This window comes from Xanthomonas arboricola pv. populi (assembly GCF_002939945.1).
Taxonomy (GTDB): Bacteria; Pseudomonadota; Gammaproteobacteria; order Xanthomonadales; family Xanthomonadaceae; genus Xanthomonas; species Xanthomonas arboricola_A.
The window spans coordinates 68,552-92,344 of record NZ_MDEB01000007.1 but is presented as its reverse complement, the minus strand read 5'-3'; the positions used below and the strand labels follow the sequence as shown (position 1 = coordinate 92,344).

At 66.5% G+C, this 23,793-nt stretch carries 19 protein-coding genes; 11 read left to right on the top strand and 8 right to left on the bottom strand.

Annotation, left to right across the window (positions count from 1 at the left end):
• Positions 1-17 precede the first annotated feature (17 nt).
• Positions 18-419, bottom strand: a complete 402-nt coding sequence (locus XaplCFBP3123_RS17055; protein WP_104535112.1) for a CopL family metal-binding regulatory protein — start codon at positions 417-419, stop codon at positions 18-20.
• 133 nt (positions 420-552) lie between these two features.
• Between XaplCFBP3123_RS17055 and XaplCFBP3123_RS17050 the strand changes: the two genes are divergently transcribed.
• Together XaplCFBP3123_RS17050 and XaplCFBP3123_RS17045 are read left to right on the top strand one after the other, a co-directional pair.
• Positions 553-1,656: a PLP-dependent cysteine synthase family protein gene (locus XaplCFBP3123_RS17050; RefSeq protein WP_104535111.1), complete on the top strand. Its 1,104-nt coding sequence runs from the start codon at positions 553-555 to the stop codon at positions 1,654-1,656.
• Between the two features lie 99 nt (positions 1,657-1,755).
• Entirely contained in the window at positions 1,756-3,780 is a 2,025-nt protein-coding gene (locus tag XaplCFBP3123_RS17045; protein WP_104535110.1) for a M3 family metallopeptidase, read from the top strand.
• Between the two features lie 112 nt (positions 3,781-3,892).
• Here XaplCFBP3123_RS17045 and fabB read toward each other — a convergent pair whose 3' ends face one another.
• Positions 3,893-5,101 (bottom strand): beta-ketoacyl-ACP synthase I, encoded by a 1,209-nt coding sequence (fabB, locus tag XaplCFBP3123_RS17040; protein ID WP_104535109.1) that lies wholly within the window; start codon positions 5,099-5,101, stop codon positions 3,893-3,895.
• A complete protein-coding gene (gene fabA, locus XaplCFBP3123_RS17035) occupies positions 5,101-5,616 on the bottom strand; it encodes a 3-hydroxyacyl-[acyl-carrier-protein] dehydratase FabA (protein ID WP_039522501.1) in 516 nt (171 codons plus the stop codon). The genes fabB and fabA overlap by 1 nt, the downstream gene beginning before the upstream one ends.
• Positions 5,617-5,957: 341 nt before the next feature.
• On the opposite strand from fabA, the gene dinB reads away from it, so the two are divergent.
• From dinB to XaplCFBP3123_RS17010, 4 genes are all read left to right on the top strand, one after another.
• A complete protein-coding gene (gene dinB, locus XaplCFBP3123_RS17025) occupies positions 5,958-7,037 on the top strand; it encodes a DNA polymerase IV (RefSeq protein ID WP_104535107.1) in 1,080 nt (359 codons plus the stop codon).
• A 170-nt stretch (positions 7,038-7,207) separates the two neighbouring features.
• A complete protein-coding gene (locus XaplCFBP3123_RS17020; protein ID WP_104535106.1) occupies positions 7,208-7,858 on the top strand; it encodes a phosphoglycolate phosphatase in 651 nt (216 codons plus the stop codon).
• Positions 7,859-8,264: 406 nt separating this feature from the next.
• Positions 8,265-10,505, top strand: coding sequence for a TonB-dependent siderophore receptor (locus tag XaplCFBP3123_RS17015; RefSeq protein WP_104535105.1), 2,241 nt, complete (start codon positions 8,265-8,267; stop codon positions 10,503-10,505).
• A gap of 95 nt (positions 10,506-10,600) precedes the next feature.
• On the top strand, positions 10,601-11,509 hold the full coding sequence (locus XaplCFBP3123_RS17010) for an alpha/beta hydrolase (RefSeq protein WP_104535104.1): 909 nt from the start codon (positions 10,601-10,603) through the stop codon (positions 11,507-11,509).
• A gap of 119 nt (positions 11,510-11,628) precedes the next feature.
• On the opposite strand, the gene XaplCFBP3123_RS17005 is transcribed toward XaplCFBP3123_RS17010, so the two are convergent.
• Both XaplCFBP3123_RS17005 and XaplCFBP3123_RS17000 read right to left on the bottom strand, forming a co-directional pair.
• Positions 11,629-12,018 (bottom strand): TfoX/Sxy family protein, encoded by a 390-nt coding sequence (locus XaplCFBP3123_RS17005; RefSeq protein WP_104535103.1) that lies wholly within the window; start codon positions 12,016-12,018, stop codon positions 11,629-11,631.
• The gene (locus XaplCFBP3123_RS17000; protein WP_104535102.1) at positions 12,015-12,497 is read right to left on the bottom strand and encodes a GAF domain-containing protein; all 483 of its coding nucleotides are present in this window, start codon (positions 12,495-12,497) and stop codon (positions 12,015-12,017) included. The genes XaplCFBP3123_RS17005 and XaplCFBP3123_RS17000 overlap by 4 nt, the downstream gene beginning before the upstream one ends.
• A gap of 117 nt (positions 12,498-12,614) precedes the next feature.
• Here XaplCFBP3123_RS17000 and bioD point away from each other — a divergent pair, with 117 nt between their 5' ends.
• Positions 12,615-13,289 (top strand): dethiobiotin synthase, encoded by a 675-nt coding sequence (gene bioD, locus XaplCFBP3123_RS16995; protein ID WP_104535101.1) that lies wholly within the window; start codon positions 12,615-12,617, stop codon positions 13,287-13,289.
• A 267-nt stretch (positions 13,290-13,556) separates the two neighbouring features.
• Here bioD and XaplCFBP3123_RS16990 read toward each other — a convergent pair whose 3' ends face one another.
• Entirely contained in the window at positions 13,557-13,919 is a 363-nt protein-coding gene (locus tag XaplCFBP3123_RS16990) for a phasin family protein (protein ID WP_104535100.1), read from the bottom strand.
• A 193-nt stretch (positions 13,920-14,112) separates the two neighbouring features.
• Positions 14,113-14,466, bottom strand: a complete 354-nt coding sequence (queD, locus tag XaplCFBP3123_RS16985; protein WP_104535270.1) for a 6-carboxytetrahydropterin synthase QueD — start codon at positions 14,464-14,466, stop codon at positions 14,113-14,115.
• 279 nt (positions 14,467-14,745) lie between these two features.
• On the opposite strand from queD, the gene XaplCFBP3123_RS16980 reads away from it, so the two are divergent.
• A complete protein-coding gene (locus XaplCFBP3123_RS16980) occupies positions 14,746-17,367 on the top strand; it encodes a TonB-dependent receptor domain-containing protein (protein WP_172453339.1) in 2,622 nt (873 codons plus the stop codon).
• Positions 17,368-17,478: 111 nt separating this feature from the next.
• Positions 17,479-19,764, top strand: a complete 2,286-nt coding sequence (locus XaplCFBP3123_RS16975; protein WP_104535098.1) for a transferrin receptor-like dimerization domain-containing protein — start codon at positions 17,479-17,481, stop codon at positions 19,762-19,764.
• Between the two features lie 159 nt (positions 19,765-19,923).
• Here XaplCFBP3123_RS16975 and XaplCFBP3123_RS16970 read toward each other — a convergent pair whose 3' ends face one another.
• On the bottom strand, positions 19,924-21,312 hold the full coding sequence (locus XaplCFBP3123_RS16970) for a DEAD/DEAH box helicase (protein WP_016900971.1): 1,389 nt from the start codon (positions 21,310-21,312) through the stop codon (positions 19,924-19,926).
• A 308-nt stretch (positions 21,313-21,620) separates the two neighbouring features.
• On the opposite strand from XaplCFBP3123_RS16970, the gene XaplCFBP3123_RS16960 reads away from it, so the two are divergent.
• Positions 21,621-22,679, top strand: a complete 1,059-nt coding sequence (locus tag XaplCFBP3123_RS16960) for a fumarylacetoacetate hydrolase family protein (protein WP_172453338.1) — start codon at positions 21,621-21,623, stop codon at positions 22,677-22,679.
• Between the two features lie 43 nt (positions 22,680-22,722).
• Complete coding sequence (maiA, locus tag XaplCFBP3123_RS16955; RefSeq protein ID WP_104535096.1) at positions 22,723-23,385, top strand: maleylacetoacetate isomerase; 663 nt, start codon at positions 22,723-22,725, stop codon at positions 23,383-23,385.
• Positions 23,386-23,793 lie beyond the last annotated feature (408 nt).

Genomic DNA, 23,793 nt, shown 5'->3' with positions numbered 1-23,793 from the left:
GCCAAAGCCGTCAGCGTTCAGGCGATGGGAGGTCGAACCGGTTGCTCGGGCACCGGGCTGGTGCGTCCTTCGGCCAGGGTGGCAGGCAGCGTGGGGCGGCCAGGCAGACCCGCGGGCACCGCAGGCAGGGTCAGCAGGGCGAGGCTGCAGTGCTGCAGGCAATCGCAGCTGCCCAGCTTGCAGCAATCGGCCAAGTGCGCGTGCCTGGCCTGGTCCGGGGTATGCGCTGCAGCGGGCGGCGGCATCTGCTCATGGCATGGCATCGCGGCCGGCATCGACGCGTGCGCCAGCGAGGCGGTCGACGCCGGCCCGGCCGACGCCATGGCCGGCAGTGCCATGCCCACCGACGCCCACGCGCCGGTGGCCGTATTGGCAACCAGGCACAGGCACAGCAGCAGACGGAGCAGGCAACGCAGCACGGGCAGTCGGGGCGGGCGGACAGGTGGGGCCAGCATAGCATCGGCTCCCAGCTGTCCGCCCGATGACCCGCCCGCCGTGGCCGCGCGCCTGGCAGCGGTAGAATTGGCGTTCCCTTCGCCGCACCGTCCTGCCATGTCGCAGCGCCATTGGGTGGCCGCCGCCATCCAGAAGATCGAAGCCGATTTCAACCGTTCGGCCGACACCCACCTGATTCCGATGGACCTGCCGGGCTTTCCGGGCATCGACCTGTATTTCAAGGACGAGTCCAGCCACCCCACCGGCAGTCTCAAGCACCGGCTGGCGCGCTCGCTGTTTTTGTACGCGCTGACCAATGGCTGGCTGCGTGCCGGGCGGCCGGTGATCGAGGCGTCCAGTGGCTCGACCGCCATTTCCGAGGCCTATTTTGCGCGGCTGCTGGGCGTGCCCTTCATCGCAGTGATGCCGGCCTCGACCTCGCCGGAAAAGATCGCCGCGATTCAATTCCAGGGCGGCCGCTGCCACCTGGTCGAACGTGCCTGCGATCTGGACAGCGCCTCGCACCAGCTCGCGCGCGAGACCGGCGGCCATTTCATGGATCAGTTCACCTACGCCGAGCGCGCCACCGACTGGCGCGCCAACAACAACATCGCCGAATCGATCTTCAAGCAGCTGGCCGAGGAGCCGCATCCGATTCCCGACTGGATCGTCTGCAGCCCCGGCACCGGCGGCACCAGCGCCACGCTTGGCCGCTACGTGCGCTACCGGCGCCATGCCACCCGCATCCTGTGCGCCGACCCGGAAGTGTCGGTGTTCTTCGACGGCTATTGCCGCGCAGTGGACGGACAGTGCCCCAAGGAGCTGGCCATCACCGGCGGCTCGCGCATCGAAGGCATCGGCCGTCCGCGGGTGGAATCCAGCTTCATCGCCAGCTGCGTGGACGTGATGATCAAGGTGCCCGACGCCCTGAGCCTGGCCGCCATGCGCCATGTCAGCGCCACGCTCGGCCGCCGCGTCGGCGGTTCCACCGGCACCAACTTCGTCGGCGTGCTGCAGGCCGCCCAGCGCATGCGCCAGGCAGGCCGCAGCGGCTCCATCGTCACCATCCTGTGCGATGCCGGCGAGCGTTATGCGCACAGCTATTACGACCCGGCCTGGTACGTGGCGCGCGACATCGACGTCACCGACAGCGATGCGGCCATTGCCATCGCCGTCGACGGCGGCGACTTGCCGGCGCTGCCTTGTGCGGCACTGGAATGACCGCCATATCCTGTGAGCCGCTGGCAAAACCGTTGCGTATCGCACCGTCTGCCAGCCCCTCACCCTGATTCCTGATCCAGTCCATTGCCGGAGCGCCCCATGACCAACCCGCTGCTCGACCTGTCCGGACTGCCGTCCTTCGATGCGATCCGCCCCCAGCACGTGGGCCCGGCGATCGATCAATTGCTGGCCGACGCCGAGGCCGCGGTGAAGGCGGCCGAGCAGGTCAGCCCGGTCAGCTGGGACAGCTTCGTGGTGCCGCTGGACGATGCCACCGAGCGGCTGTGGCGCGCCTGGGGCCAGGTCGGCCATCTGCAGGCGGTGGTCAACACGCCGGAGCTGCGCGAGGCCTACAACAGCAACCTGCCCAAGCTCAGTCGCTTCGGCAGCGCGCTGGCGCAGAACCTGGCGCTGTACGCGCAGTACAAGGCCCTGGCCGACGCGCCGGAAGCGGCGCACTACGACGCCGCGCGCCGCAAGGTGCTGGAAAACGCACTGCGCGATTTCCGCCTCGGCGGTGCCGAGCTGGATGACGCGTCCAAGGCGCGGTTTGCGCAGGTCCAGGAAGAGTTGTCCGCACTGGCCGCCAAGTTTTCGCAGAACGTGCTCGATGCCACCGATGCATGGTCGTATGTGAGCGAAGATGCAGCCGAGCTGTCCGGCCTGCCGGCCGAAGTGGTCGCCGCTGCACGCGCTGCCGCGGAAAAGGACGGCGTACCGGGCTGGAAGCTCACCTTGCAGATGCCGTGCTATCTGCCGGTGCAGACCGATGCGGACAATCGCGAGTTGCGCGCGCGGCTGTATCGCGCCAACGCCGAGCGCGCCTCCGAGTTCGGCGATGCCGCGCTGGACAACAGCGCCAATATCGATCGTATCCTGGCCCTGCGCGCCGAGCTGGCGCAGCTGCTCGGGTTTGCCACTTACGCGGAGTATTCGGTCGCCACCAAGATGGCGCAAAGCCCCGATGAAGTGATGGGTTTCCTGCGCGATCTGGCGGCGCGCGCCAAGCCGTATGCGCAACGCGATCGCGCCGAACTCGAAGCCTTCGCACGCGATGCGCTGGGCCTGGACGAACTGCAGGCCTGGGATCTGGCCTACGCCAGCGAAAAACTCAAGCAGGCGCGCTACAGCTTCTCCGAGCAGGAGGTGAAGCAGTACTTCACCGAGGCGAAGGTGCTGGCCGGCCTGTTCGATGTGATCCACAGCCTGTATGGCCTGACCGTCAAGCCCGATAGCGCGCCGGTCTGGCATGCGGATGTGCGCTTCTATCGTCTGGAAGATGCGCAGGGCGCGCTGGTCGGCCAGTTCTATCTGGACCTGTACGCGCGCGAAGGCAAGCGTGGCGGTGCGTGGATGGACGATTGCCGCAACCGCCGCGACACCGCCAACGGCGTGCAGACGCCGCTGGTGTATCTGGTGTGCAACTTCGGCCGTGGCAGTGGCGATACGCCGGCCACGTTCCGGCATGGCGAAGTCACCACGTTGTTCCATGAAATGGGCCATGGCCTGCATCAGTTGCTGACGCGCATCGGCGAGTTGGGCGTGGCCGGCATCAACGGCGTGGAATGGGACGCGGTGGAACTGCCGAGCCAGTTCATGGAGAACTTCTGCTGGGAATGGGAGCGCGTGCAGGCGATGACCGCGCACGTGCAGACCGGCGAGCCGCTGCCGCGCAACCTGTTCGACCGGCTGCTGGCCGCACGCAATTTCCAGAGCGGCATGTTCACCGTGCGTCAGCTGGAATTTGCGTTGTTCGACATGCAGCTGCACAGCAGCTTCGACCCGACCCAGGACAACGTGCTGCAGCTGATCGAACGCGTGCGCGACGAGGTGGCGGTCAATCGCCCGCCGGCGTGGAATCGCTTCCCGCACCAGTTCAGCCACATCTTCGCCGGCGGGTACGCGGCCGGTTACTACAGCTACAAGTGGGCCGAAGTGCTCAGCGCCGATGCCTACGCCGCGTTCGAAGAAGCACCCGAACAGGTGGCCGATACCGGCGCGCGCTTCCGCCATGAAGTGTTGTCGCGTGGTGGCAGCCGCAGCGCGGCCGACAATTTCCGCGCCTTCCGTGGGCGTGCGCCGAGCATCGACGCGCTGTTGCGGCACAACGGCATGGCCGGCTGAACCGGGAGTGGGGAATCGGGATTGGGGAGTGGCAAGAGCGATCGCTCCGCACACCGATCCCCAATTCCCAACTCCCAATTCCCAATTCCGTGCGGCGCTCAGCGCCGCACCGTCACACCCGGCCGAACACCAGCGCCGCGTTGGTGCCGCCGAAGCCGAAGCTGTTGGACATCACCGTGTTCAACGTGGCGGCGCGTGTTTCGTGCAGGATCGGGAAGCCTTCGGCGCGCGGGTCGAGCGCATCGATATGCGCCGAGCCGGCCATGAAGCCGTCGCGCAGCATCAGCAGGCTGTAGATTGCCTCGTGCACGCTGGCGGCACCCAACGAGTGGCCGGACAGCGCCTTGGTCGAGGACAGCGGCGGGACGTTGTCGCCGAACACCTCGTGCACCGCGCCCAGCTCGGTGACATCGCCCAGCGGGGTAGAGGTGCCGTGGGTGTTGAGATAATCGATCGGCTGGCTCAAGCCCTGCATGGCCATCTGCATGCAGCGCACCGCACCTTCGCCGCTGGGCGCGACCATGTCGGCGCCATCGGAGGTCACGCCATAGCCGAGCAATTCGGCATGGATGTGTGCGCCGCGTGCGATGGCGTGGTCGTAGTCTTCCAGCACCAGCATGCCGCCGCCGCTGCCGATGACAAAGCCGTCGCGTTGCGCATCGTAGGGCCGCGAGGCCACGGCGGGGCGATCGTTGAAGCCGGTGGACAGCGCGCCCATCGCATCGAACATCACGCTCATGGTCCAGTGCAGTTCTTCGCCGCCACCGGCGAACATCACATCCTGCGCGCCGTGCCGGATCAGGTCCGCGGCCGCGCCGATGCAATGCGCCGAGGTCGCACACGCGGCCGACAGCGAATAGCTCAGGCCGCGGATCTTGAACGCGGTCGCCAACGAGGCGGAGACCGACGAACACATCGTGCGCGGCACCATGTACGGGCCGACCTTGCGCACGCCACGGTTGCGCAGCAGATCGGCGGTTTCCACCTGCCACTGGCTGGACCCGCCACCGGAGCCGGCAATCAGGCCGGTGCGCAGGTCGCTGACCTGCTCGGCATCCAGCCCGGCATCGGCGATCGCATCGCGCATGGCCAGATAGGCGTAGGCCGAGGCATCGCCCATGAAGCGTTTGAGCTTGCGGTCGATCAGGCTGTCCAGATCCAGCGCCACCGCACCGCCGACCTGGCTGCGCAGGCCGGCCTCGGCATGATCGGGCAAGGCGGTGATGCCCGAGCGGCTCTCGCGCAAGGCGCTGGAGACGGTGTCCAGATCACTGCCCAGACAGGACGTGATGCCCATTCCGGTGACGACGACGCGACGCATCAGAAATTCTCCGTTGAAGTGAACATGCCCACGCGCAGATCGTTGGCCGTGTAGATTTCGCGCCCGTCCACCAGCATGCGTGCATCGGACTGGGCCATCACCAGCTTGCGGTTGATCACGCGGCTGATATCGATTTCGTAACTGACCAATTTGGCGCTCGGCAACACCTGGCCGGTGAACTTGACCTCGCCGCAGCCCAGCGCGCGGCCGCGGCCTGCTGCGCCGATCCAGGTGAGGAAGAAGCCGGTCAGCTGCCACATCGCGTCCAGGCCCAGGCAGCCGGGCATCACCGGGTCGTCGATGAAGTGGCAGCCGAAGAACCACAGGTCCGGGCGCACGTCGAGTTCTGCGCGGATCAGGCCCTTGCCATGCGCGCCGCCGCTGTCGTTGATCTCGGTGATGCGGTCGAACATCAGCATCGGGTCGTTGGGCAGGCGGGCACTGTCGGGTCCGAACAATTCCCCGCGCGCGCTGGCCAGCAATTGGTCGCGCGAGTACGCACTTTGACGAGTCATGACGAACGTTTCCTGCAAGAAGCGAAAGGCGAGGCCGGCAAGGGTGCATGAGGGCGCGCGGTTCAATCAAACGTTTTATCCGTACGCATGCGTGCTGTTTTCAGCCCCATTGCGCAGTGCGGCACGCGCGTCGTGCAGACAGGATTCAACGCAGGTGAAGCATCCAGCCAGACGTGGTCAGACGTGCCTGCTCGGCGTGGAGCAGCGCAGGGACAGACGCTGCGCGCGTTCCGCCAGCGCTTGCGTCCGTTCGCGCCCGGGCTGGCGCCCCGGCGCGGCGCAAGGCGTGAGACGCGGCTGATTTATCATTGCCGGTACGCTTTCGGAGAGATGCCAGCTTGATGCGCAAGATCGTGCACGTGGACATGGATGCGTTCTACGCGTCCGTGGAGCAACGTGACGATCCATCGCTGCGCGGCAAGCCGGTGGTGGTGGCCTGGCGAGGCGCGCGCTCGGTGGTGTGCGCGGCCTCGTATGAGGCGCGCACCTATGGCATCCGTTCGGCCATGCCGGCGCTGCGTGCCGAGCGTCTGTGTCCGGATGCGGTGTTCGTGCCGCCGGATTTCGTGCGCTACAAGGCGGTGTCGCGGCAGGTGCGCGAGATCTTTCATCGCCACACCGATCTGGTCGAGCCGCTGTCCCTGGACGAAGCCTATCTGGATGTCACGCAGGCCAAGACCGGCATGCAGCTGGCCACCGAAATCGCGCAACTGATCCGCACCCAGATCCGCGAGGAAACCCAGCTCACCGCATCGGCCGGCATCGCACCGAACAAGTTCCTGGCCAAGATCGCCTCGGACTGGCGCAAGCCCGACGGGCAGTTCGTCATCGCGCCCAGTCGTGTCGATGCGTTCCTGCTGCCGCTGCCGGTCAACCGCATTCCCGGCGTGGGCAAGGTGATGGATGGCAAGTTGGCGGCGTTGGGCATTGTCACCGTGGCCGATCTGCGGCTGCGCCCCCTGGAAGAATTGCAGGCGCATTTCGGCAGCTTCGGACAGAGCCTGTACCGCCGCGCACGCGGCATCGACGAACGCCCGGTCGAGCCGGATCAGGAGGTGCAGTCGGTGTCCTCGGAAGATACCTTCAACGAGGACATCGCGCTGGAGGCACTGGATCCGCACATCCTGCGCCTGGCCGAAAAGACCTGGCTGGCCACGCGGCGTACCGAGCGCATCGGGCGCACCGTGGTTCTCAAGTTGAAGACCTCCAACTTCCGCATCCTGACCCGCTCGTACACGCCGGATCAGCCACCGGCCTCGCTGGAGGCATTGGCGGAGATCGCGCTGGCGCTGACCCGGCGCGTGGAGTTGCCCGACGACACGCGCTATCGCCTGGTCGGGGTGGGATTGAGCGGTTTCAGCGACGCGGAAGAGGGCGCGGTGCAGGGCGAGTTGTTTGGCGAGATGCCGCAGGCGCAGTGAGTGCGACGCGTCATGCCTGCCGCGCCGCGGCTACGGCGTGTTGCATGCAGCGATGACTGCAGCCATGTAGGCATCGACGCTTGCATCGGTCGTTCGCATCGCGCCACGGTGACGCGCCCTGAATCCTGCAGCTCGTACACTGCAGGCCGCTCCCCAACGAGACCGTGCGCATGTTTCCGTATCCGCTGGTGATCTTCGACCTGGATGGCACGCTGGTGGACAGCGCACCCAATATCGCCGAAGCGCTCAACGCCACCTTGCAGGAACTCGGGCTGCGGCAGTTCAGCGAGGCGACGATCCGCAACTGGATCGGCGAAGGCGTGCACGTGCTGCTCGCCACCGCCCTGCGCGAAGCCGGCGGCACGCACGATGCCGATACCGAGATGCCGGTGATGATGCGTCACTACCAGGCCAGCCTGCTGCACAACCCGCAGCTGTATCCCGGTGTTGCCGAGGCATTGGCCGGCCTGCGCGAGGCCGGCGCCACGCTGGCGCTGTGCACCAACAAGCCCGCGCGCTTCATTGCGCCGCTGCTTGAGCATCTGGGCATCGCTGCGCATTTCAGCAGCGTGCTCGGTGGCGATTCGCTGCCGCAGCGCAAACCCGATGCGGCGCCGCTGCTGCACCTGGCCATGCAGTTCGGGCACACACCGCAGCAGTGCCTGATGGTCGGCGATTCGGCCACCGATGCGGCCGCTGCGAACGCCGCGGGCATGCCGCTGGCGATGGTGCGTTACGGCTATCTGCGCGGCTTCGATGTGCAGAGCGCCGGTGCCGTGGCCATTGTCGATGACATGCGGCAATTGCTTGCATTGAAGTAAGGCACGCAGTGGTGCCAGCGTGGCGTGCAGGCGTCGTCCACACGGCTGCAGCAACGAACACCACCGTCGGCTGGCTGCGTTTGTCGCCCTGGATGAAGGTCTTTCGCGCGATAACAGCATCGTCAGCCAGCTGTCGCGTACAGCTACCTCGACCCGTGCGCGTCATTGGTGGCGTATGAGCTGCCCGAAGCTGCAACGCCCCATAGGGCCGCGCCAGCGCAGCACTTCGATTTGAGAATGAATCGCATCTGTGTAGAATGCGAGGACACGCTTGACTGCGTCAGCGTCGCGCACGTGCGTCGGGCGTGGCGCTGCATGCATCAGCCCATCGTGTCACCTCAAGCCATCGCCAGAGGTCCATCTCCTGTCGAGAGGTTTGAGAATGTCCGCATCACGCCGGTCATGGATGTCTGCGCCTGCACGTCGTCCCGTGTTGTCCCACCGTCAGCGGGTGCTGGCCATTGCGCTCGGTTGCGGCAGCTGCATCTGCAGCGCATCGGCCGAAGACGCAGCCGAGCCGCAGTCGCTGGACACCGTGCACGTCACCGCCGCGCAGATCGCACGCCAGGCCTTGGGTTCATCGGTGATCACCGCCGAGGACATCGAACGGCGCCCACCGGTCAACGATCTGTCGCAGTTGCTGCGCACCATGCCGGGCGTCAATCTCACCGGCAACAGCGCCTCCGGCCAGTACGGCAACAATCGCCAGATCGATCTGCGCGGCATGGGCCCGGAAAATACGCTGATTCTGGTCGATGGCAGGCCAGTGGGATCGCGCGATGCGGTGCGGATGGGCCGCAGCGGCGAGCGCAATACGCGCGGCGACACCAACTGGGTGCCGGCCGAAGCGGTGGAGCGTATCGAAGTGCTGCGCGGCCCGGCCGCGGCACGTTACGGCTCCGGCGCCTCCGGCGGCGTAGTCAACATCATCACCAAGAAGCCGACCGGCGATCTGACCGGCTCGATGAGCATGTTCGGCCTGGTGCCGCAGCACGGTGCCGAAGGCGGCGGCCAGCGTGCCGGGTTCCAGCTCAGCGGGCCGCTGACCGACACGTTCTCGTTCCGCCTGTATGGAAACCTCAACAAGACCGATCCGGATTCGCTGGATCTCAATCGCCGTTTTGCCAGCAGTGCCGCTGCGGTGCCGCCGGCCGGGCGCGAGGGCGTGCGCAACAAGGACATCAACGGCCTGCTGCGCTGGGATCCGATGGAAGGCCAGGTGATCGAACTCGATGCCGGCTTCAGCCGCCAGGGCAATCTGTACGCTGGCGATCGTGCGGTCAGCACCGATGGCCTGGCCGGTGCCGACCTGGGCGCATTGTTCGGCAGCGAAACCAACACCATGATCCGCCGCACCGCCTCGCTGACCCATCGCGGCAACTGGGCGCTCGGCACCTCGCGCCTCACAGCCGCCTACGAAGGCACCGACAATACCCGCCTCAACGAAGGCCTGGCCGGCGGACCGGAAGGCTCCATTGCCGCCAGCCTGCTCGATTCCACCGCCACGCTCGACAATCTCAACATCGACGGCGAGTTCAACATGCCGTTGCAGGCCTGGGCCGAGCAGGTGCTGACGCTGGGCTTCGAGCGCCGCCAGAGCCGCCTCAGCGATGCGTATTCGATGTCGCAGGCGGTGAGCGCCGGCGGCGGCTTCCCCGGTCTTGCCAACGGGACGCGCAGCCCGCGCAGCGAGGCTACGCTCAGCGCGATGTATCTGGAAGACAACATCTACGCCAGCGAGCGGCTGACGCTGACGCCCGGTGTGCGACTGGATCACCACAGCCAGTTCGGCAACAACCTCAGCCCCAGCCTCAACGTGCAATACAAACTCAACGAAGACTGGTTGCTCAAGGGCGGCATCGCACGCGCCTTCAAGGCGCCCAATCTGTACCAGTCCAACGCCAATTATCTGTATTACACGCGCGGCAATGGTTGCCCGGTGCTGTTCCCCAGTCTCGGCTCGGGCTGCTATATCCAGGGCAACGACGATCTCGATCCGGAGACCAGCATCAACAAGGAGATCGGCATCGAGTGGGCACCGCAGACCGGTCACCACGCCTCGCTGACGTACTTCCACAACGCTTACGACGACAAGATCGTTGCCGGCATGGTGCCGGTCGGCGTCACGGTCGACGGGCGCGGGCAGGTGTTCCAGTGGACCAACGCATCGGAAGCGGTCGTGCAGGGCGTGGAAGGCAATCTCACCCTGCCGCTGCTGGGCGAGCAGGGCCGCGTGTTGAAGTGGAATACCAATGTCACCTACATGATCGAGAACAAGAACACCGCAACCGATCAGCCGCTGTCGGTGATCCCGGAATACACGGTCAACACCACGCTGGATTGGCAACCGACCCCGGCCTTGTCGCTGCTGCTCACCGGCACGTTCTACGGCAAGCAGGAATCGGCCACGCAATCGAGCACCAGCGGCGGCGCCATCGCCCCCGACTCCCGCGACCCCTACGATCTGTGGGGCGTCAGTGCGCGTTACCGCATCACCCGCAAGGTCAGCGTGGGCGTCGGTGTGGACAATCTGTTCGACACCCGCCTGTTCCGCGAGGGCACCAACAACACCGGCGGTGCGGCGGGTGCGGCTACCTACAACGAACCCGGTCGCGCGTATTGGGCGAGCCTGAGTTTCGGTTTCTGACAGCGATGCGGCGCTGCGTGCGAACGTGGGCGCCGCATGAGGAGAGTGCAATGACCCGACCGCATCGTTGGCGGCTTGCGTGTGTCGGTGTGCTGATGTGGATCGCCGGCGCTGTGCCGGCGTTCGCACAGCCGGACCTGAGCCGCACGATCGGCAGCACCGTCGCCGATCGTCCCAGTGCCTCGTATGTCTTCAGCGCGTTGCGCCTGGACGCGGCCGATGGTCAGCGCCATTACCGTGTGCGCATTGCCAAGCCCAACGCTGCGCCACCGGCTGCGGGGTATCCGGTGGTGTATCTGCTGGATGGCAACGCGGCATTGATGGAACTGGATGAGCGCCTGCTCGACAGCCTGTCCACCCACGGCGATGCGCCGGTGCTGGTGTTCGTCTCCGACGACAGCGCATTGCGCATCGATGCGGTGGGGCGCAGCCTGGACTACACGCCGGCGCGCTACAGCGACGGGCGGGTGGAAACCGATCCGCTCAACCCGCAGCGCAGAACCGGCGGTGCGGCGGCGTTCGCGCAGCTGATCGCAACAGGCATTCGCCCGCAGGTGGAGGCGCGCGTGGCGGTGGATCGTCAGCGGCAGACGCTATGGGGCCATTCCTACGGCGGGCTGTTCGTGCTGCAGGTGTTGCTGACGCAGCCGCAGCTGTTTCAGCACTACGTCGCGGTCGATCCGTCGCTGTGGTGGGGCGATGGGTTTGTCGTGCAGCAGGCGCAGCGTGTGGTCGACCATGCACGGGAAGTTTCGGCAGACACGCAGCCATCCAGGCGTCGTCTGACACTGATGGCAGGCGAGGGCGGAGTACCGGGGAACCCTGCAAAACCGGATCGTCCGGCGCGGCCGCGTGCAGATCCACACGCCGCACAACATCTCGTAGCGCTGCTGTCGGCGTTACCCGGTCTCACCGCCGAGTACCAACCGCTGCCCGGCCTCAGCCATGGCCAGACGCTGGGCGCATCGCTGGCGCCAACCTTACGCGATGCAGCGACGCGTTGATGACGCGCCATCAAGCAAGCGATCGAAGATAGACCGCTCTAGACATCGTCAAGCACGCTGTTGTTGATCGCCGCGCTAGCGCCACGCGCATGCAGCGGTGACAACTTCGGCGCAGGCGCTCAATCGTCGCGCGTCTCGCTCAGGTCCGCAGTGTCGTCTGCTTCGCCCATGTCGCCGTGCGTGTCGTCGTTGTCGGCGCGTGCGTAGTGCACGGTCTCCACCGGCCCACCGACCGCGCGGCCGCGCACCGGCAACAGCGCACTGGCCGCTTCGTATTCGGCCAGCAGGGCATGCCGGCGCGCTTCCGGTACGTCCTGCCAATGGCAGTCGGTCAACGCACCTTCCAGCGAGTACAGCAGGTTGAGGCTGGGCTTGAAGCCGGCGCGACGCACTTTGACGAATGCACCTACCGCGCCCACCGCCTGCAGATCCTGCTGTGTGCGCAGGCCGACCTGGCGCAGCCAGGCCGCACTTTTCGGGCCGATGTTGCGCAGCCGTTCGGTGGTCACGTCAACGCGCCGACAAAAACCTGGGCAATGGCTTCCAGGCCGCGCTGATCGTCGGCGTCGAAGCGATCCAGCTGCGGGCTGTCCAGATCCAGCACGCCGATCAGCGCATCGCCCCTGACTAGCGGAATCACCAGCTCCGAGCGCGACGCCGAATCGCAGGCGATATGCCCGGGGAAGGCCTCCACGTCGGCGATGCGCTGACTCTGCCGGGTACTGGCAGCCGCGCCGCACACGCCCTTGTCCAGCGGAATGCGCACGCAGGCCGGCAAGCCCTGGAACGGCCCCACCACCAGCTCGCGACCGTCGTAGAAATAGAAGCCGGCCCAGTTGAGCGACGGCAACGAGGTGAAGATCAGCGCGGCCAGGTTGGCGGCATTGGCGATCCGATCCGGCTCGCCATGCACCAGTGCCTGGGCCTGGGCGGTGAGCTGGGCGTATTGTTCCGGCTTGCTGCCGGTCAGCGAAGAGGTGGCGAACATGGCCGAAGTTTAGCAGCGGCCATCCGCAGCGGCACTGCGACTCAGCCGCGCGTTCGGATCCGCACGCTATGCTGCGCGCCCCCACGGCAACCGCGGCGCGGCCGCAGGAACACACGCATGCAGCTTCCGGCGTTGTATGTCACCGGCACCGACACCGGCATCGGCAAGACCATGGCCAGCACCGCGCTGCTGCACGCACTACGCAAGCGGGGCCACACGGCGGTAGGCATGAAGCCGGTGGCCAGCGGTTGCGAGCGCACGCCGCACGGCTGGCGCAACGAGGACGCGCTGGCGCTGCAGGCCGCCAGCGACCCGCAACCCGACTACGCCACCCTCAATCCCTATGCCTTGCCGGCACCGCTGGCGCCGGAACTGGCCGCCGCCGACGTCGGCGTGACCCTGTCGCTGGAGCCGATCGCCCAGGCCTTCGCGCAATTGCGCGCGCATGCCGAGGTGGTGGTGGTGGAAGGGGTCGGCGGCTGGGCCGCGCCCTTGAGCGCCGATCTGGACCAGGCCGATTTGGTACGCGCGCTCGCGCTTCCGGTCGTGTTGGTGGTCGGCATCCGGCTGGGCTGCATCAATCACGCGCGCCTGACCGCCGCGGCGATCGCTGCCGACGGGCTGGACTGCGTTGGCTGGATCGCCAACGAGGTTGACCCGCAGATGGAGCGCATCGAGGAGAACATCGGCATGCTGCGCCAGCGCCTGGCGATGCCGTACTGGGGCCGGATCGCCTGGCGGCCGGGCGCCGATGCCGCGGCGCAGTCACTGGGGTTGCAGCTGCCGTTCTGAGTGACGTTGGCTATCTGGCGACCGCTTCAACGCGGGGCGCTCCGGTACCAAGATCGCCAGACGCCGTCCGAGTCTTGCGCGCCGCCGGGTACTCGCCCGGCTTCCCTGCGTTTCCAGTGCATGCCTGCGTCCCGTCACCGCCTGGTCGAGTTGGCAACACGCGCAATGCGCAGACAATAAAAAGGCCCGACAGAGGGAGGGATCTGTCGGGCCGGATTGCATGGGGGGAGGGACCCATGCAAAGACGCTGAATTTTTTTGTTGGCGCTTACGTGCGCCGGGTCTTGCCTTTCGCTGCCTGCTCGCTGTTGGCCCCGAACTGCTGCTTGGCCAGTTGGCCGAGCGCATCGGATGCCTTCAATCCCAATCCGACCACTTCCTGATTGACCGAGGCCAGACGTTCCAGGTTGTCGCGGGCCAGCTGCAGCCCCTTCGGCCAGAGCGTCTGGTAAGCGCCCAGGTCGCGGGCCTTGGCAAACTCACCGAAGAAGCTGGTGGTCGCGCTGACGTTGCGTTCGAGGGTCTTCAGCTGCAGGCCAAACGCGTTTTCTGCGTGTTCCATCGCCAACTGGTTGGCGCGTGCCGCTGCGGAAGCGAAGCTGTTGAAGCCGTTTTCGAACTGCGCCGACATTGCGAACCCCTTGGGGAATGCTGTGACCGTTTGTTGCGTTGCAGCATACGCGGTTGTTGCTGCGATGCAACACGTTTGCTGAAAATTTCCGAAATCGCCTGCAAAGCCTTTTGGAATCAATCAACTATCCATGCCGAAAAAACGACAAGGCCGCCCAGCAGGCGGCCTTGCGTCACACGACTGCGCTGCGCGATCAGCCGCGGTAACGACAGCCGGAGGTGCAGGTTTCATGCACCACGATCTCGCTCAACTGCGGCAGCGCCGGCTTGAGCTGCTGCCAGATCCAGATCGCCAGCCGCTCGCTGGTCGGGTTCTCCAGTCCCTCGATGTCGTTGAGGTAATGGTGGTCCAGGCGGTCGTAGATCGGTTGGAAAGCGGCCTTGATGTCGCCGAAATCCATGATCCAGCCGGTCTCGGCGCCGGGGTCGCCGCTGACATGCAGCTCGACCCGGAACGAGTGCCCATGCAAGCGGGCGCACTTGTGGCCGGGCGGCACATTGGGAAGCCGGTGCGCGGCTTCGAGCGTAAAGACTTTGAAGATATCCATGCGCGCCATTGTAAGTGCGCCGGTGCCTGCCGGGCTGCCCCGATCGCGGCGACACAGCGTATTGGCGCGATCGCGTGGCACCCACAACACGGGTTGGCCGCACTGCGCCGGAGCGCCACACCCGGTCACATGTGGCCCGACGCATGTCCTACCGCGTCTGGCCATCGGCGTGTGTCACAGCGCGTCATATCTCTATGCAGATCTGTAATTTTTGTTAATCGATCACGCATGGCCCACTGCAACACCCCCCATTCATGGATGCCGTGCGTGAAGCGCCCGATGCCTTATCTGCTGTCTGCTGCCGTTCTGTCGGCGCTGATTCCCCTCGCCCATGCCGACGACGCGACACCCGACACGGGCAAGACCCTGGCCACCGTCAGCGTCACCGGCTCCAACATCAAGCGCACCGATAGCGAAGGCCCGAATCCGGTGCAGGTGATCGACCGCCAGCAGCTGGAGCAGTCCGGCAAGGTCACCGTGGCCGACGCGCTGCGCGCGATCTCCGCCAACACCGGCAACGCCACCAACGAAACCACCAACAACGGGTGGGCCTCCGGCTCGGCGGGCATCGGCCTGCGCGGGCTGTCGCAGAAGAACACCCTGGTGCTGCTCAATGGACGCCGCCTGGCCAACTACGGTTTTCCTGCCAATGGCCTGGGCGACACCTTCGTCAACCTCAACGCGCTGCCGCTGGTGGCGGTGGAACGCATCGAGGTGCTCAAGGACGGCGCCTCTGCCGTGTACGGCTCCGATGCGGTGGCCGGCGTGGTCAACATCATCACCCGGCAGGATTTCCAGGGTGCCGAGCTGGGCTTGAGCGGCGGCACCTCCGATCAGGGCGGCATGGACACCCAGCGTGCCAAGTTCATCGGCGGCGTCGGCGACCTGGATAGCGACGGCTACAACATCCTTTTCAGTTTCGACGCCTACAACCGCGATCGGCTGGATCAGGACCAGCGCGCGCTGACCCGCTCGGGCATCTACACCGACCTGCCCGGCGGGCGCTGGAACGGCTGGTCGGCCAAGGGCGCGCGTTACCTGGTCGGTGGCCGCTCGGTGCCGATGCTGGATGCGCAAGGCAACTGCCCCGCCGGGACGGTATTGACCGCCAGCGCACCGATCGACGGCCTGGCCGGCGACACCTGCGGCTTCAACCAGGCCCCGTTCACCACGCTGATCCCCTCGACCAAGCGCTATCAGGCCTACACCAACGCCACCTTCCGGCTCAGCGACAATGTCGAAGCGTTCGGCGAGGCGCTCTACAGCGAGGTCAAGGGCGTGTCGATCTTCGGCTCCAGCCCGTACTTCACCCTGGAGGGCGGACGCTTTGCATTGAACGCCACCAGCGGGCTGGCCGAGCCGGTCTCCAACCTGCTGCCGGCCTCCAGCCCGTACAACCCGTACAGCACCGCGGTGCCGATCGAATACACCTTCTTCGACCTGGGCCAGACGGTCAAAACCAATCGCTCGCAGTCGTACCGCTTTCTCGGCGGCGTGCGCGGCAAGACCGAGCGCTGGGATTGGGAAGCGGCGGCGTTCGCCGCGCGCAGCACCGAGCATGAGACCGTCTCCGGCGGTTTCGCCAATCGCTTTGCCTTGGCGCAGGCGTTGGCCGACGGCAGCTACAACCTGCTCGACCCGTCCGCCACGCCGCAGTCGGTGATCGACGGCATCAACCTCAGCACGCTGCGCCCGGCGCAATCGACGCTGCGCGGTGTCGATGCCAAAGTGTCCGGCAACCTGTTCGAGCTGCCGGCCGGCAGCGTCGGGTTCGCCGCCGGCGCCGAGTGGCGGCAGGAAGAGCTGGTCTCGCGCAATCCCTGGCAGATCGACCAAGGCCTGCAGATCCGCCCCGCCATTGCCGCGGTGGATGGCGAGCGCAAGGTGTCGGCGCTGTATGCCGAGGTCAACCTGCCGTTGCTGCAGTCGCTGGAACTGCAACTGGCCGGGCGCGGCGATCATTACAGCGATTTCGGCGAGGCGTTTTCGCCCAAGGCCAGCCTGCGCTGGCAGCCGCTGGATGCCGTGCTGGTACGCGCGGCCGCCTCGCGCGGCTTTCGCGCACCGTCGTTGTCGGAGAATGCGGCCAGCACCAACATCTCCTACGGCTCGGTGGTCGACCCGTTCGATCCGGACGTGCCGGGCTCGCGCCAGAACCCGACCTTCTTCACCGTCGGCAATACCGCGCTCGAACCCGAGCGCACGCGCAGCTACAACCTTGGCGTGGTGCTGTCGCCGTGGGCCGACACCAGCCTGAGCGTGGACTGGTACAAGATCGAACTGGAGAATCTGGTCGGCACCGGCAACAACGCCACCATCGTGCAGAACAACGACCCGGCCGACGTCATCCGTAACGAGCGCGGCACGCTGGTGGCGGTGTACAACCGCTATCAGAACCTTAGCGAGCTGACGACCTCGGGTATCGATGTGGAACTGCGCCAGCGCTGGCGCACCGAAGCGGCCGGCAACTTCGGGCTCACTACCGCCTACACCCATGTGCGCGATTACCGCCGCCCCACCGTGGTCGGCGGCCCCTTGCAGGATTACGCCGGCAGCAATCTCGGCCCGTCGTTGCCACGCAACAAGGCGACCACCACGCTGGACTGGAACCGGGGCACCGTCAGCGCCGCACTGACCTGGTACTACATCGGTGGCTACGACCAGAAAGCCAGCGCGGCGGCCAGTGCCGTGCAGTCGCGCGTGGGCGACTACAACCAGTTCGATCTGTATCTGGGTTACACCGGCATCGACAAGCTCACCCTGTACGCAAAGATCGAGAACCTGGCCGACAAGCAGCCGCCGGTCGATGCATCGTTCCCGGGCATTCGCGCGCCTTACGACTTCACCCAGTACGACCTGCGTGGGCGTTATTTCACCGTGGGCCTGGACTATCGATTCTGATCGGCACACGCATGGCGCGTGCACGCTTGTGCGATGGTGCTTGCGTGCTCGCCGGCGTCCTGTCTCAACCCAATCGCTGTCGCCCCCCCGGACATTACTCAAGGAACTCCGATGACCTCTTCGCCGCATGCCTGGCTGCTCGCCCTGGCCTTTGTCGCGCCTTCCCTTGCTGCCCAACCTGTGGCCCAACCCGCTGCGCTACCGGGTTACGACACCGCTGCGGCACAGGCGCAACGCGCGCTGGAAGCGCGTCTCGATAGCGGCCTGAAGGACGCCGATTATCGTGGCTGGTTGAAGCAATGGGCGTCGGCACCGAACCATGTCGGCGCGCCGCACAACCTGGAAAATGCGCGCGATCTGCAAAACCGCCTGCGCGCCTATGGGTGGGATGCGCGCATCGAAACCTTCGAGGTGATGTGGCCCTCGCCCAGGAGCTCGCAGCTCGAATTGCTCGGGGCCAACCCGTATGTCGCGCGTCTGAAGGAGCCGCCGCTGCCGGGCGACAGCACCTCCGCCCAGACCGAGAACGTGCTGCCGCCGTATGTGATCTACGGCGGCAATGGCGATGTCACCGGCAATCTGGTCTACGTCAATTACGGCATCGCCGAAGACTACGAAGCGCTGGCGCGCAACGGCGTGGACGTGCGCGGCAAGATCGTCATCGCCCGCTACGGCAAGGGCTGGCGCGGGCTCAAGCCGCGGCTGGCGCAGGAGCACGGCGCAATCGGCGCGATCATCTATTCCGATCCGCGCGACGACGGGTATTTCCAGGATCGGGCCTATCCGGATGGCCCGGCGCGCAATCAGTGGAGCGTGCAGCGCGGCTCGGTCGCCAATTTCGCGATCTATCCCGGCGATCCGCTGACCCCGGGCGTCGGCGCCAGCAAGGGCGCCAAACGCCTGAGGATCGACCAGGCCGGCAGCGTGTTGAAGATCCCGACCTTGCCGATCAGTTGGGGCGACGCGCAACCCTTGCTGGCTGCCCTGGGCGGGCCGGTGGCACCGGAGGACTGGCGCGGCGCCCTCCCGATCACCTACCGCATCGGCGGCGACGACACCGCACGTGTGCATCTCAAGGTCGATGCGGACTGGGGCAGCCAGACCATCTACAACGTCATCGCCACCCTGCGTGGCAGCGAGTATCCGGACCAATGGGTGGTGCGCGGCAATCACCGCGACGGCTGGGTGTTCGGTGCGGCCGATCCACTCTCGGGGACCACCGCCTTGCTGGCCGAAGCCAAGGCGATCGGCGAACTGGCCAGGCAAGGGCAGCGCCCCAAGCGTACGCTTGTCTACGCCAGTTGGGATGGCGAGGAGGCCGGCCTGCTCGGCTCCACCGAATGGGCCGAACAGCACGCCGACGAACTGCGCCGCAAGGCGGTGCTGTACGTCAACACCGACGGCAACGGTCGCGGCTTTCTCAATGCCGGCGGCAGCCATGCATTGCAGCGGCTGGTCAACGGCGTGGCGGCGGATCTGCGCGACCCCGACAGCGGCGTGAGCGTGCTCGAACGGCAACGTGCACGTGCGCGCATCGATGCCCTGGCGCCGACCGCCAAGCCGGCGCAGAAAGACATCGCCAGGCAGGTCGCGGCCGGTGGCGATGTGCCGCTCAAGGCGCTCGGTTCGGGCAGCGACTACAGCCCGTTCCTGCAGCATCTGGGGCTGACCACGCTGGATCTGGGCTATGGCGGGCAGGGCGGCGGCAGTGGTGTCTATCACTCGCTGTACGACTCCTACGATTACTTCGCGCGCTACATCGATCCGGATTTCAGCTATCTGCCGCTGTTGTCGCAGACCGTAGGCCGCACCGTGTTGCGCGTGGCAAATGCACCGGTGTTGCCGCAGCGTTTCGGCGACTTTGCCGACGCGGTGGCCGGCTACGCGCAGGAGCTCAAGCAGCAGGCCGACAGCGATCGCACCGCCGCACGCACCCAAGCCGAGTTGTTGCAGGCCGGCGCCTACGCGGCCGTCGACAACCCGAACCGGCCGCAACGCGCACCGGAGCCGAAAGCCGCGGTGCCACAGATCGACTTCGCCGCACTGGATCAGGCCATTACCCGCCTGCAAACCAGTGCCAAACGCTATGACGATGCACTGGCATCGCGCGGCGGCGCGTTGGATGCACGCGTGCGCGGCAAGCTCAATGCCTCGCTGCAGCGCATCGACCAGACCCTGCTGGCCGAAGGCGGTTTGCCGGGGCGGCCGTGGTACCGGAACCTGATCTACGCACCCGGCCTGGCCACCGGTTACGAGGTCAAGACCTTGCCCGGCATCCGCGAAGCGTTGGAAGACCGGCGCTGGGAGGATCTGAGCGCCTATATCGTGCAGACCGCCGCGGTGCTGGAGCGGTATCGCGAGGCGATCGATCGCAATACCGCGTTGATCGAAGGCTAGGGGAGCGACGCACTGCGTTCGCGAGGTCTGCGCGCAGTTTTGTTTGCACTCCAGCGCCCACATCGTCTGCGCCACGCCCACAAAAAAGCCGCCCCGAAGGGCGGCTTTTTCTTTCAGTTCAACCTACGCCTAAGCGCCGGCCAAACAGGTGCGCAGGATTCAGCGCGTACCGCTCGGACGCTGACCGCCACGGCCGCCATCGCGACGGCCTGCGCCGGCACCGGCAGCAACACCGGCCTGACGCGGACCGCTGCTGCGCTGGCCACCGGGCTTCTTCGGGCCGGCATGCGCATGCGCCTGACGCGGTGCATCGCCATGCGGACGACGGGCGTGGCTCTTGCGCGGCGCGCGATCGCCACCCGGCTGCTCGGCACGACCCGGCGCACTATTGCCCCAACGGATCGGGGTCTGCGGCTCGTAGCCCGGCACGTCGCGGATTTCCACGTCGCGGCCCAGCATGCGCACGATCTGGCGCAGCAGCTTGGCTTCGTCCTGCGCCACCAGCGAGATCGCCTCACCGGTTGAACCGTTACGGCCGGTGCGGCCGATGCGGTGCACGTAATCCTCGGCCACCATCGGCAGGTCGTAGTTGATGACCTTGGGCAGCTGGTCGATGTCGATGCCGCGCGCGGCGATGTCGGTGGCCACCAGCACGGTCACACGGCCGGCCTTGAAGTCACTCAGGGCACGCATGCGCTGACCCTGGCTCTTGTTGCCGTGGATCGCCGCGGTCTTGATGCCGGACTTCTCCAGGAACAGCGCCAGCTTGTCGCTGCCGTGCTTGGTGCGGGCGAACACCAGGGTCTGCTCGCGGCTGTCCTGCGCCAGCAGGTGCAGCAGCAGATCGCGCTTGCGCGCGCCATCGACCGGGTGCACGCGGTGGGTGATGCTCTCGGCCACGGTGTTGCTCGGGGTGACCTGGATCTGCATCGGGTTGCGCATGAACTCCAGCGCCAGCTGCTTGATGTTCTCTTCGAACGTCGCCGAGAACAGCAGGGTCTGACGGTCCTGGCGCGGCAGCTTGGTCAGGATGCGCTTGATCGACGGCAAAAAGCCCATGTCGAGCATGCGATCGGCCTCGTCCAGGATCAGCACTTCGATGCCGGACAGGTCCACGCTGCGACGCTCGATATGGTCGATCAGCCGGCCCGGGCAGGCGATCAGCAGGTCCACGCCACGACGCAGGGTATCGAGCTGGTTGCCCATGCCCACGCCGCCGTAGATCACCGCGCTCGGGATGCGCAGGTACTTGCTGTAGCCGCGCAGGCTGTCGTGCACCTGGGTGGCCAGCTCGCGGGTGGGGGTCAGGATCAGCGCGCGCGGCTTGCGCGGGCCGTTGACCGGCTGCGGCGAGGTGCCCAGGTGCTGCAGCAGCGGCAGGCCGAACGCGGCGGTCTTGCCGGTACCGGTCTGCGCGCCGGCCAGCAGGTCATGACCCGCCAACACCAGCGGGATCGCCTGCTGCTGGATCGCAGTGGGGGTTTCGTAGCCCTGCTCGGCCAACGCGCGCAGCAGGAAGGGCGCCAGGCCCAGGGATTCAAAAGACATCAGGAAGCTCCAAGTAAAGCGTTGCCGCCAGGACAGGCCCGGAGCGCAAACGCATTGCAGATGAAAAAAGGTGAGGCTCGGAGCGTTCCCGTGAACCGCGCTGCGAGATGGTGGAACAACCCAATCAAGAAGCGATGGGTTTGTCGGCACCACGAAAGGCGTCGGGTGGGGCGGGCGAGCGGATCGATCGATCCTGGCCTCGCCGGCTGTCCCTAAGGGAAACGGACGGCCGCATGCAGACCGGGCCAGTGTACGCGCGTTTGGCGCGCTGCACAAAAGGCGAGTTCATCGGTTGGGCTACGGGTCAGTTGTTTCATTTGCAACCAGTGTTGCGGCAGGCCGTACAATCGGCCGATCAGCCACAGCACAGGACGGTCATGAAGCTAGGTTCCTTGAAGGAAGGCGGCCGCGACGGCAGCCTGATCGTGGTCGCGCGCGACCTGCGCACCGCGGTGCGCGCCACCGGCATCGCGCCCACGTTGCAGCGCGCGCTGGAAGAATGGAGCAATGTCGCGCCGCGCCTGAATGCCTTGTCGGCCTCGCTCAACGAGGGCAGCGCCGATGGCGTGTTCGACTTGGATCTGCAGGCGCTGGCGGCCCCGTTGCCGCGCGCCTACGAGTTCGTCGATGGCAGCGCCTACCTGCCGCACGTGGAGCGCGTACGCCGCGCGCGCGATGCGGAGGTGCCGGAGAGCTTCTACACCGACCCGCTGATGTACCAGGCCACCAGCGCCGGTTTCTACGGCCCGCGCGATGCGATCAAGGTGATCAACGAAGACCACGGCATCGATCTGGAAGCCGAGCTGGTGGTGATCACCGACGATGTGCCGATGGGCGCCTCGCCCGAGCAGGCCGCCGCGCATATCCAGCTGGTCGGCCTGATCAACGACGTGTCGCTGCGTCATCTGATCCCGGCCGAGCTCGCCAAGGGCTTCGGTTTCGTGCAATCCAAACCGCGTTCGGCGCTGTCGCCGGTGTTCGTCACCGTCGACGAGCTGGACGAGGCCTGGCGCGACAGCAAGGTGCACCTGCCGCTGGTCACCCACGTCAATGGCGCCTGGTTCGGCGCGCCGGAAGCCGGCAACGACATGCAGTTCGACTTCGCCCAGCTGGTCGCCCACGCCGCCATGACGCGGCCGCTCTCGGCCGGCACCATCGTCGGCTCCGGCACCATCGCCAACCAGGACACCACGCTCGGGGCCTCGTGTTTTGCCGAACAGCGCGTGGTGGAAACCCTGCGCGACGGTGCGCCGAGTACGCCGTTCCTGTCCTTCGGCGACGTGGTGCGGATCGAGATGTTCTCCGCCGATGGCGCCAGCATCTTCGGTGCAATCGAACAACGCGTCGAACGTCAGCCGCTGCCATGACGCCGGCAAAGGCGTCTGCACTACACCGCACGCGAGAAAGGGCATGAGTGCGCCACTGGAACTGTTCTCGTACTGGCGCTCCAGCGCCGCGTATCGCGTGCGCATCGGCCTGCAGTTGAAGGCGCTGGCCTACCTAGCGCATCCAGTGCACCTGGTGCGCGATGGCGGCGAGCAACACGCCCCCGCCTATGCGCAGCTCAACCCGCAGGAACTGGTGCCCACGTTGCGGCACGGCGCGGTGGTGATTCCGCAGTCGCTGGCGATCCTGGAGTATCTGGAAGACGCGTTCCCGGACAGCGCGCGGCTGCTCCCCGCCGCGCCGGCCGAGCGCGCTCGCGTGCGCGCCCTGGGGCAGGCGATCGCCTGCGATGTGCATCCGCTCAACAACCTGCGCGTCACCCAACTGTTGGAGCGCGCGTTCGCGCTGGACGTCGCGCAACGTCAGCACTGGACCCGGCACTGGATGCAGCGCGGGTTCACCGCACTGGAAACGCAACTGGCGCGCGATGCGCACACCGGGCGCTTCTGCCATGGCGATACGCCAGGTCTGGCCGATTGCGTGTTGATTCCGCAGCTGTACAACGCACGCCGCTTCGAGGTCGATCTGGCGCCGTACCCGACCTTGCAACGCATCGAGCAGGCCTGCCTGGCGTTATCGGCATTCGATGTGGCACGGCCGGAAATGCAGGTGGATGCGGTGGCCTGAGGGAAGGGTATGAAGCCCTCATCCGCCCTGCGGGCACCTTCTCCCGCCGCGCGGGAGAAGGGTACGCCAGGACACAGACGCGCCAGCTTCCGGCCAGGCACTTCTGGGAACTGGCTTGCCGCTGGCGCATCAAGGCCCTCATCCGTCCTGCGGGCACCTTCTCCCGCCGCGCGGGAGAAGGGTATGCCAGGACACCGAAGCACCAGCTTCCGGCCAGGCACTCCCGGGAACTGGCTCGCCGCTGGCGCATCAAGGCCCTCATCCGCCCTGCGGGCACCTTCTCCCGTCGCGCGGGAGAAGGGTATGCCGGGGACACCGAAGCACCAGCTTCCGGCCAGGCACTCCCGGGAACTGGCTCACCGCTGGCGCATTAAGGCGCCTCATCCGCCCTGCGGGCACCTTCTCCCG

Bases quoted from the DNA above. Each gene is read 5' to 3' on its own strand.
- fabB (WP_104535109.1), bottom strand. From the start codon at position 5,101: ATGCGTCGCGTCGTCGTCACCGGAATGGGCATCACGTCCTGTCTGGGC.
- maiA (WP_104535096.1), top strand. From the start codon at position 22,723: ATGAGTGCGCCACTGGAACTGTTCTCGTACTGGCGCTCCAGCGCCGCG.
- XaplCFBP3123_RS16975 (WP_104535098.1), top strand. From the start codon at position 17,479: ATGACCTCTTCGCCGCATGCCTGGCTGCTCGCCCTGGCCTTTGTCGCG.
- bioD (WP_104535101.1), top strand. From the start codon at position 12,615: ATGCAGCTTCCGGCGTTGTATGTCACCGGCACCGACACCGGCATCGGC.
- XaplCFBP3123_RS17045 (WP_104535110.1), top strand. From the start codon at position 1,756: ATGACCAACCCGCTGCTCGACCTGTCCGGACTGCCGTCCTTCGATGCG.
- XaplCFBP3123_RS17010 (WP_104535104.1), top strand. From the start codon at position 10,601: ATGTGGATCGCCGGCGCTGTGCCGGCGTTCGCACAGCCGGACCTGAGC.
- XaplCFBP3123_RS16970 (WP_016900971.1), bottom strand. From the start codon at position 21,312: ATGTCTTTTGAATCCCTGGGCCTGGCGCCCTTCCTGCTGCGCGCGTTG.
- queD (WP_104535270.1), bottom strand. From the start codon at position 14,466: ATGGATATCTTCAAAGTCTTTACGCTCGAAGCCGCGCACCGGCTTCCC.
- XaplCFBP3123_RS17050 (WP_104535111.1), top strand. From the start codon at position 553: ATGTCGCAGCGCCATTGGGTGGCCGCCGCCATCCAGAAGATCGAAGCC.
- XaplCFBP3123_RS17000 (WP_104535102.1), bottom strand. From the start codon at position 12,497: ATGTTCGCCACCTCTTCGCTGACCGGCAGCAAGCCGGAACAATACGCC.
- dinB (WP_104535107.1), top strand. From the start codon at position 5,958: ATGCGCAAGATCGTGCACGTGGACATGGATGCGTTCTACGCGTCCGTG.
- XaplCFBP3123_RS17020 (WP_104535106.1), top strand. From the start codon at position 7,208: ATGTTTCCGTATCCGCTGGTGATCTTCGACCTGGATGGCACGCTGGTG.
- XaplCFBP3123_RS17015 (WP_104535105.1), top strand. From the start codon at position 8,265: ATGTCTGCGCCTGCACGTCGTCCCGTGTTGTCCCACCGTCAGCGGGTG.
- XaplCFBP3123_RS16990 (WP_104535100.1), bottom strand. From the start codon at position 13,919: ATGTCGGCGCAGTTCGAAAACGGCTTCAACAGCTTCGCTTCCGCAGCG.
- fabA (WP_039522501.1), bottom strand. From the start codon at position 5,616: ATGACTCGTCAAAGTGCGTACTCGCGCGACCAATTGCTGGCCAGCGCG.
- XaplCFBP3123_RS16980 (WP_172453339.1), top strand. From the start codon at position 14,746: ATGCCTTATCTGCTGTCTGCTGCCGTTCTGTCGGCGCTGATTCCCCTC.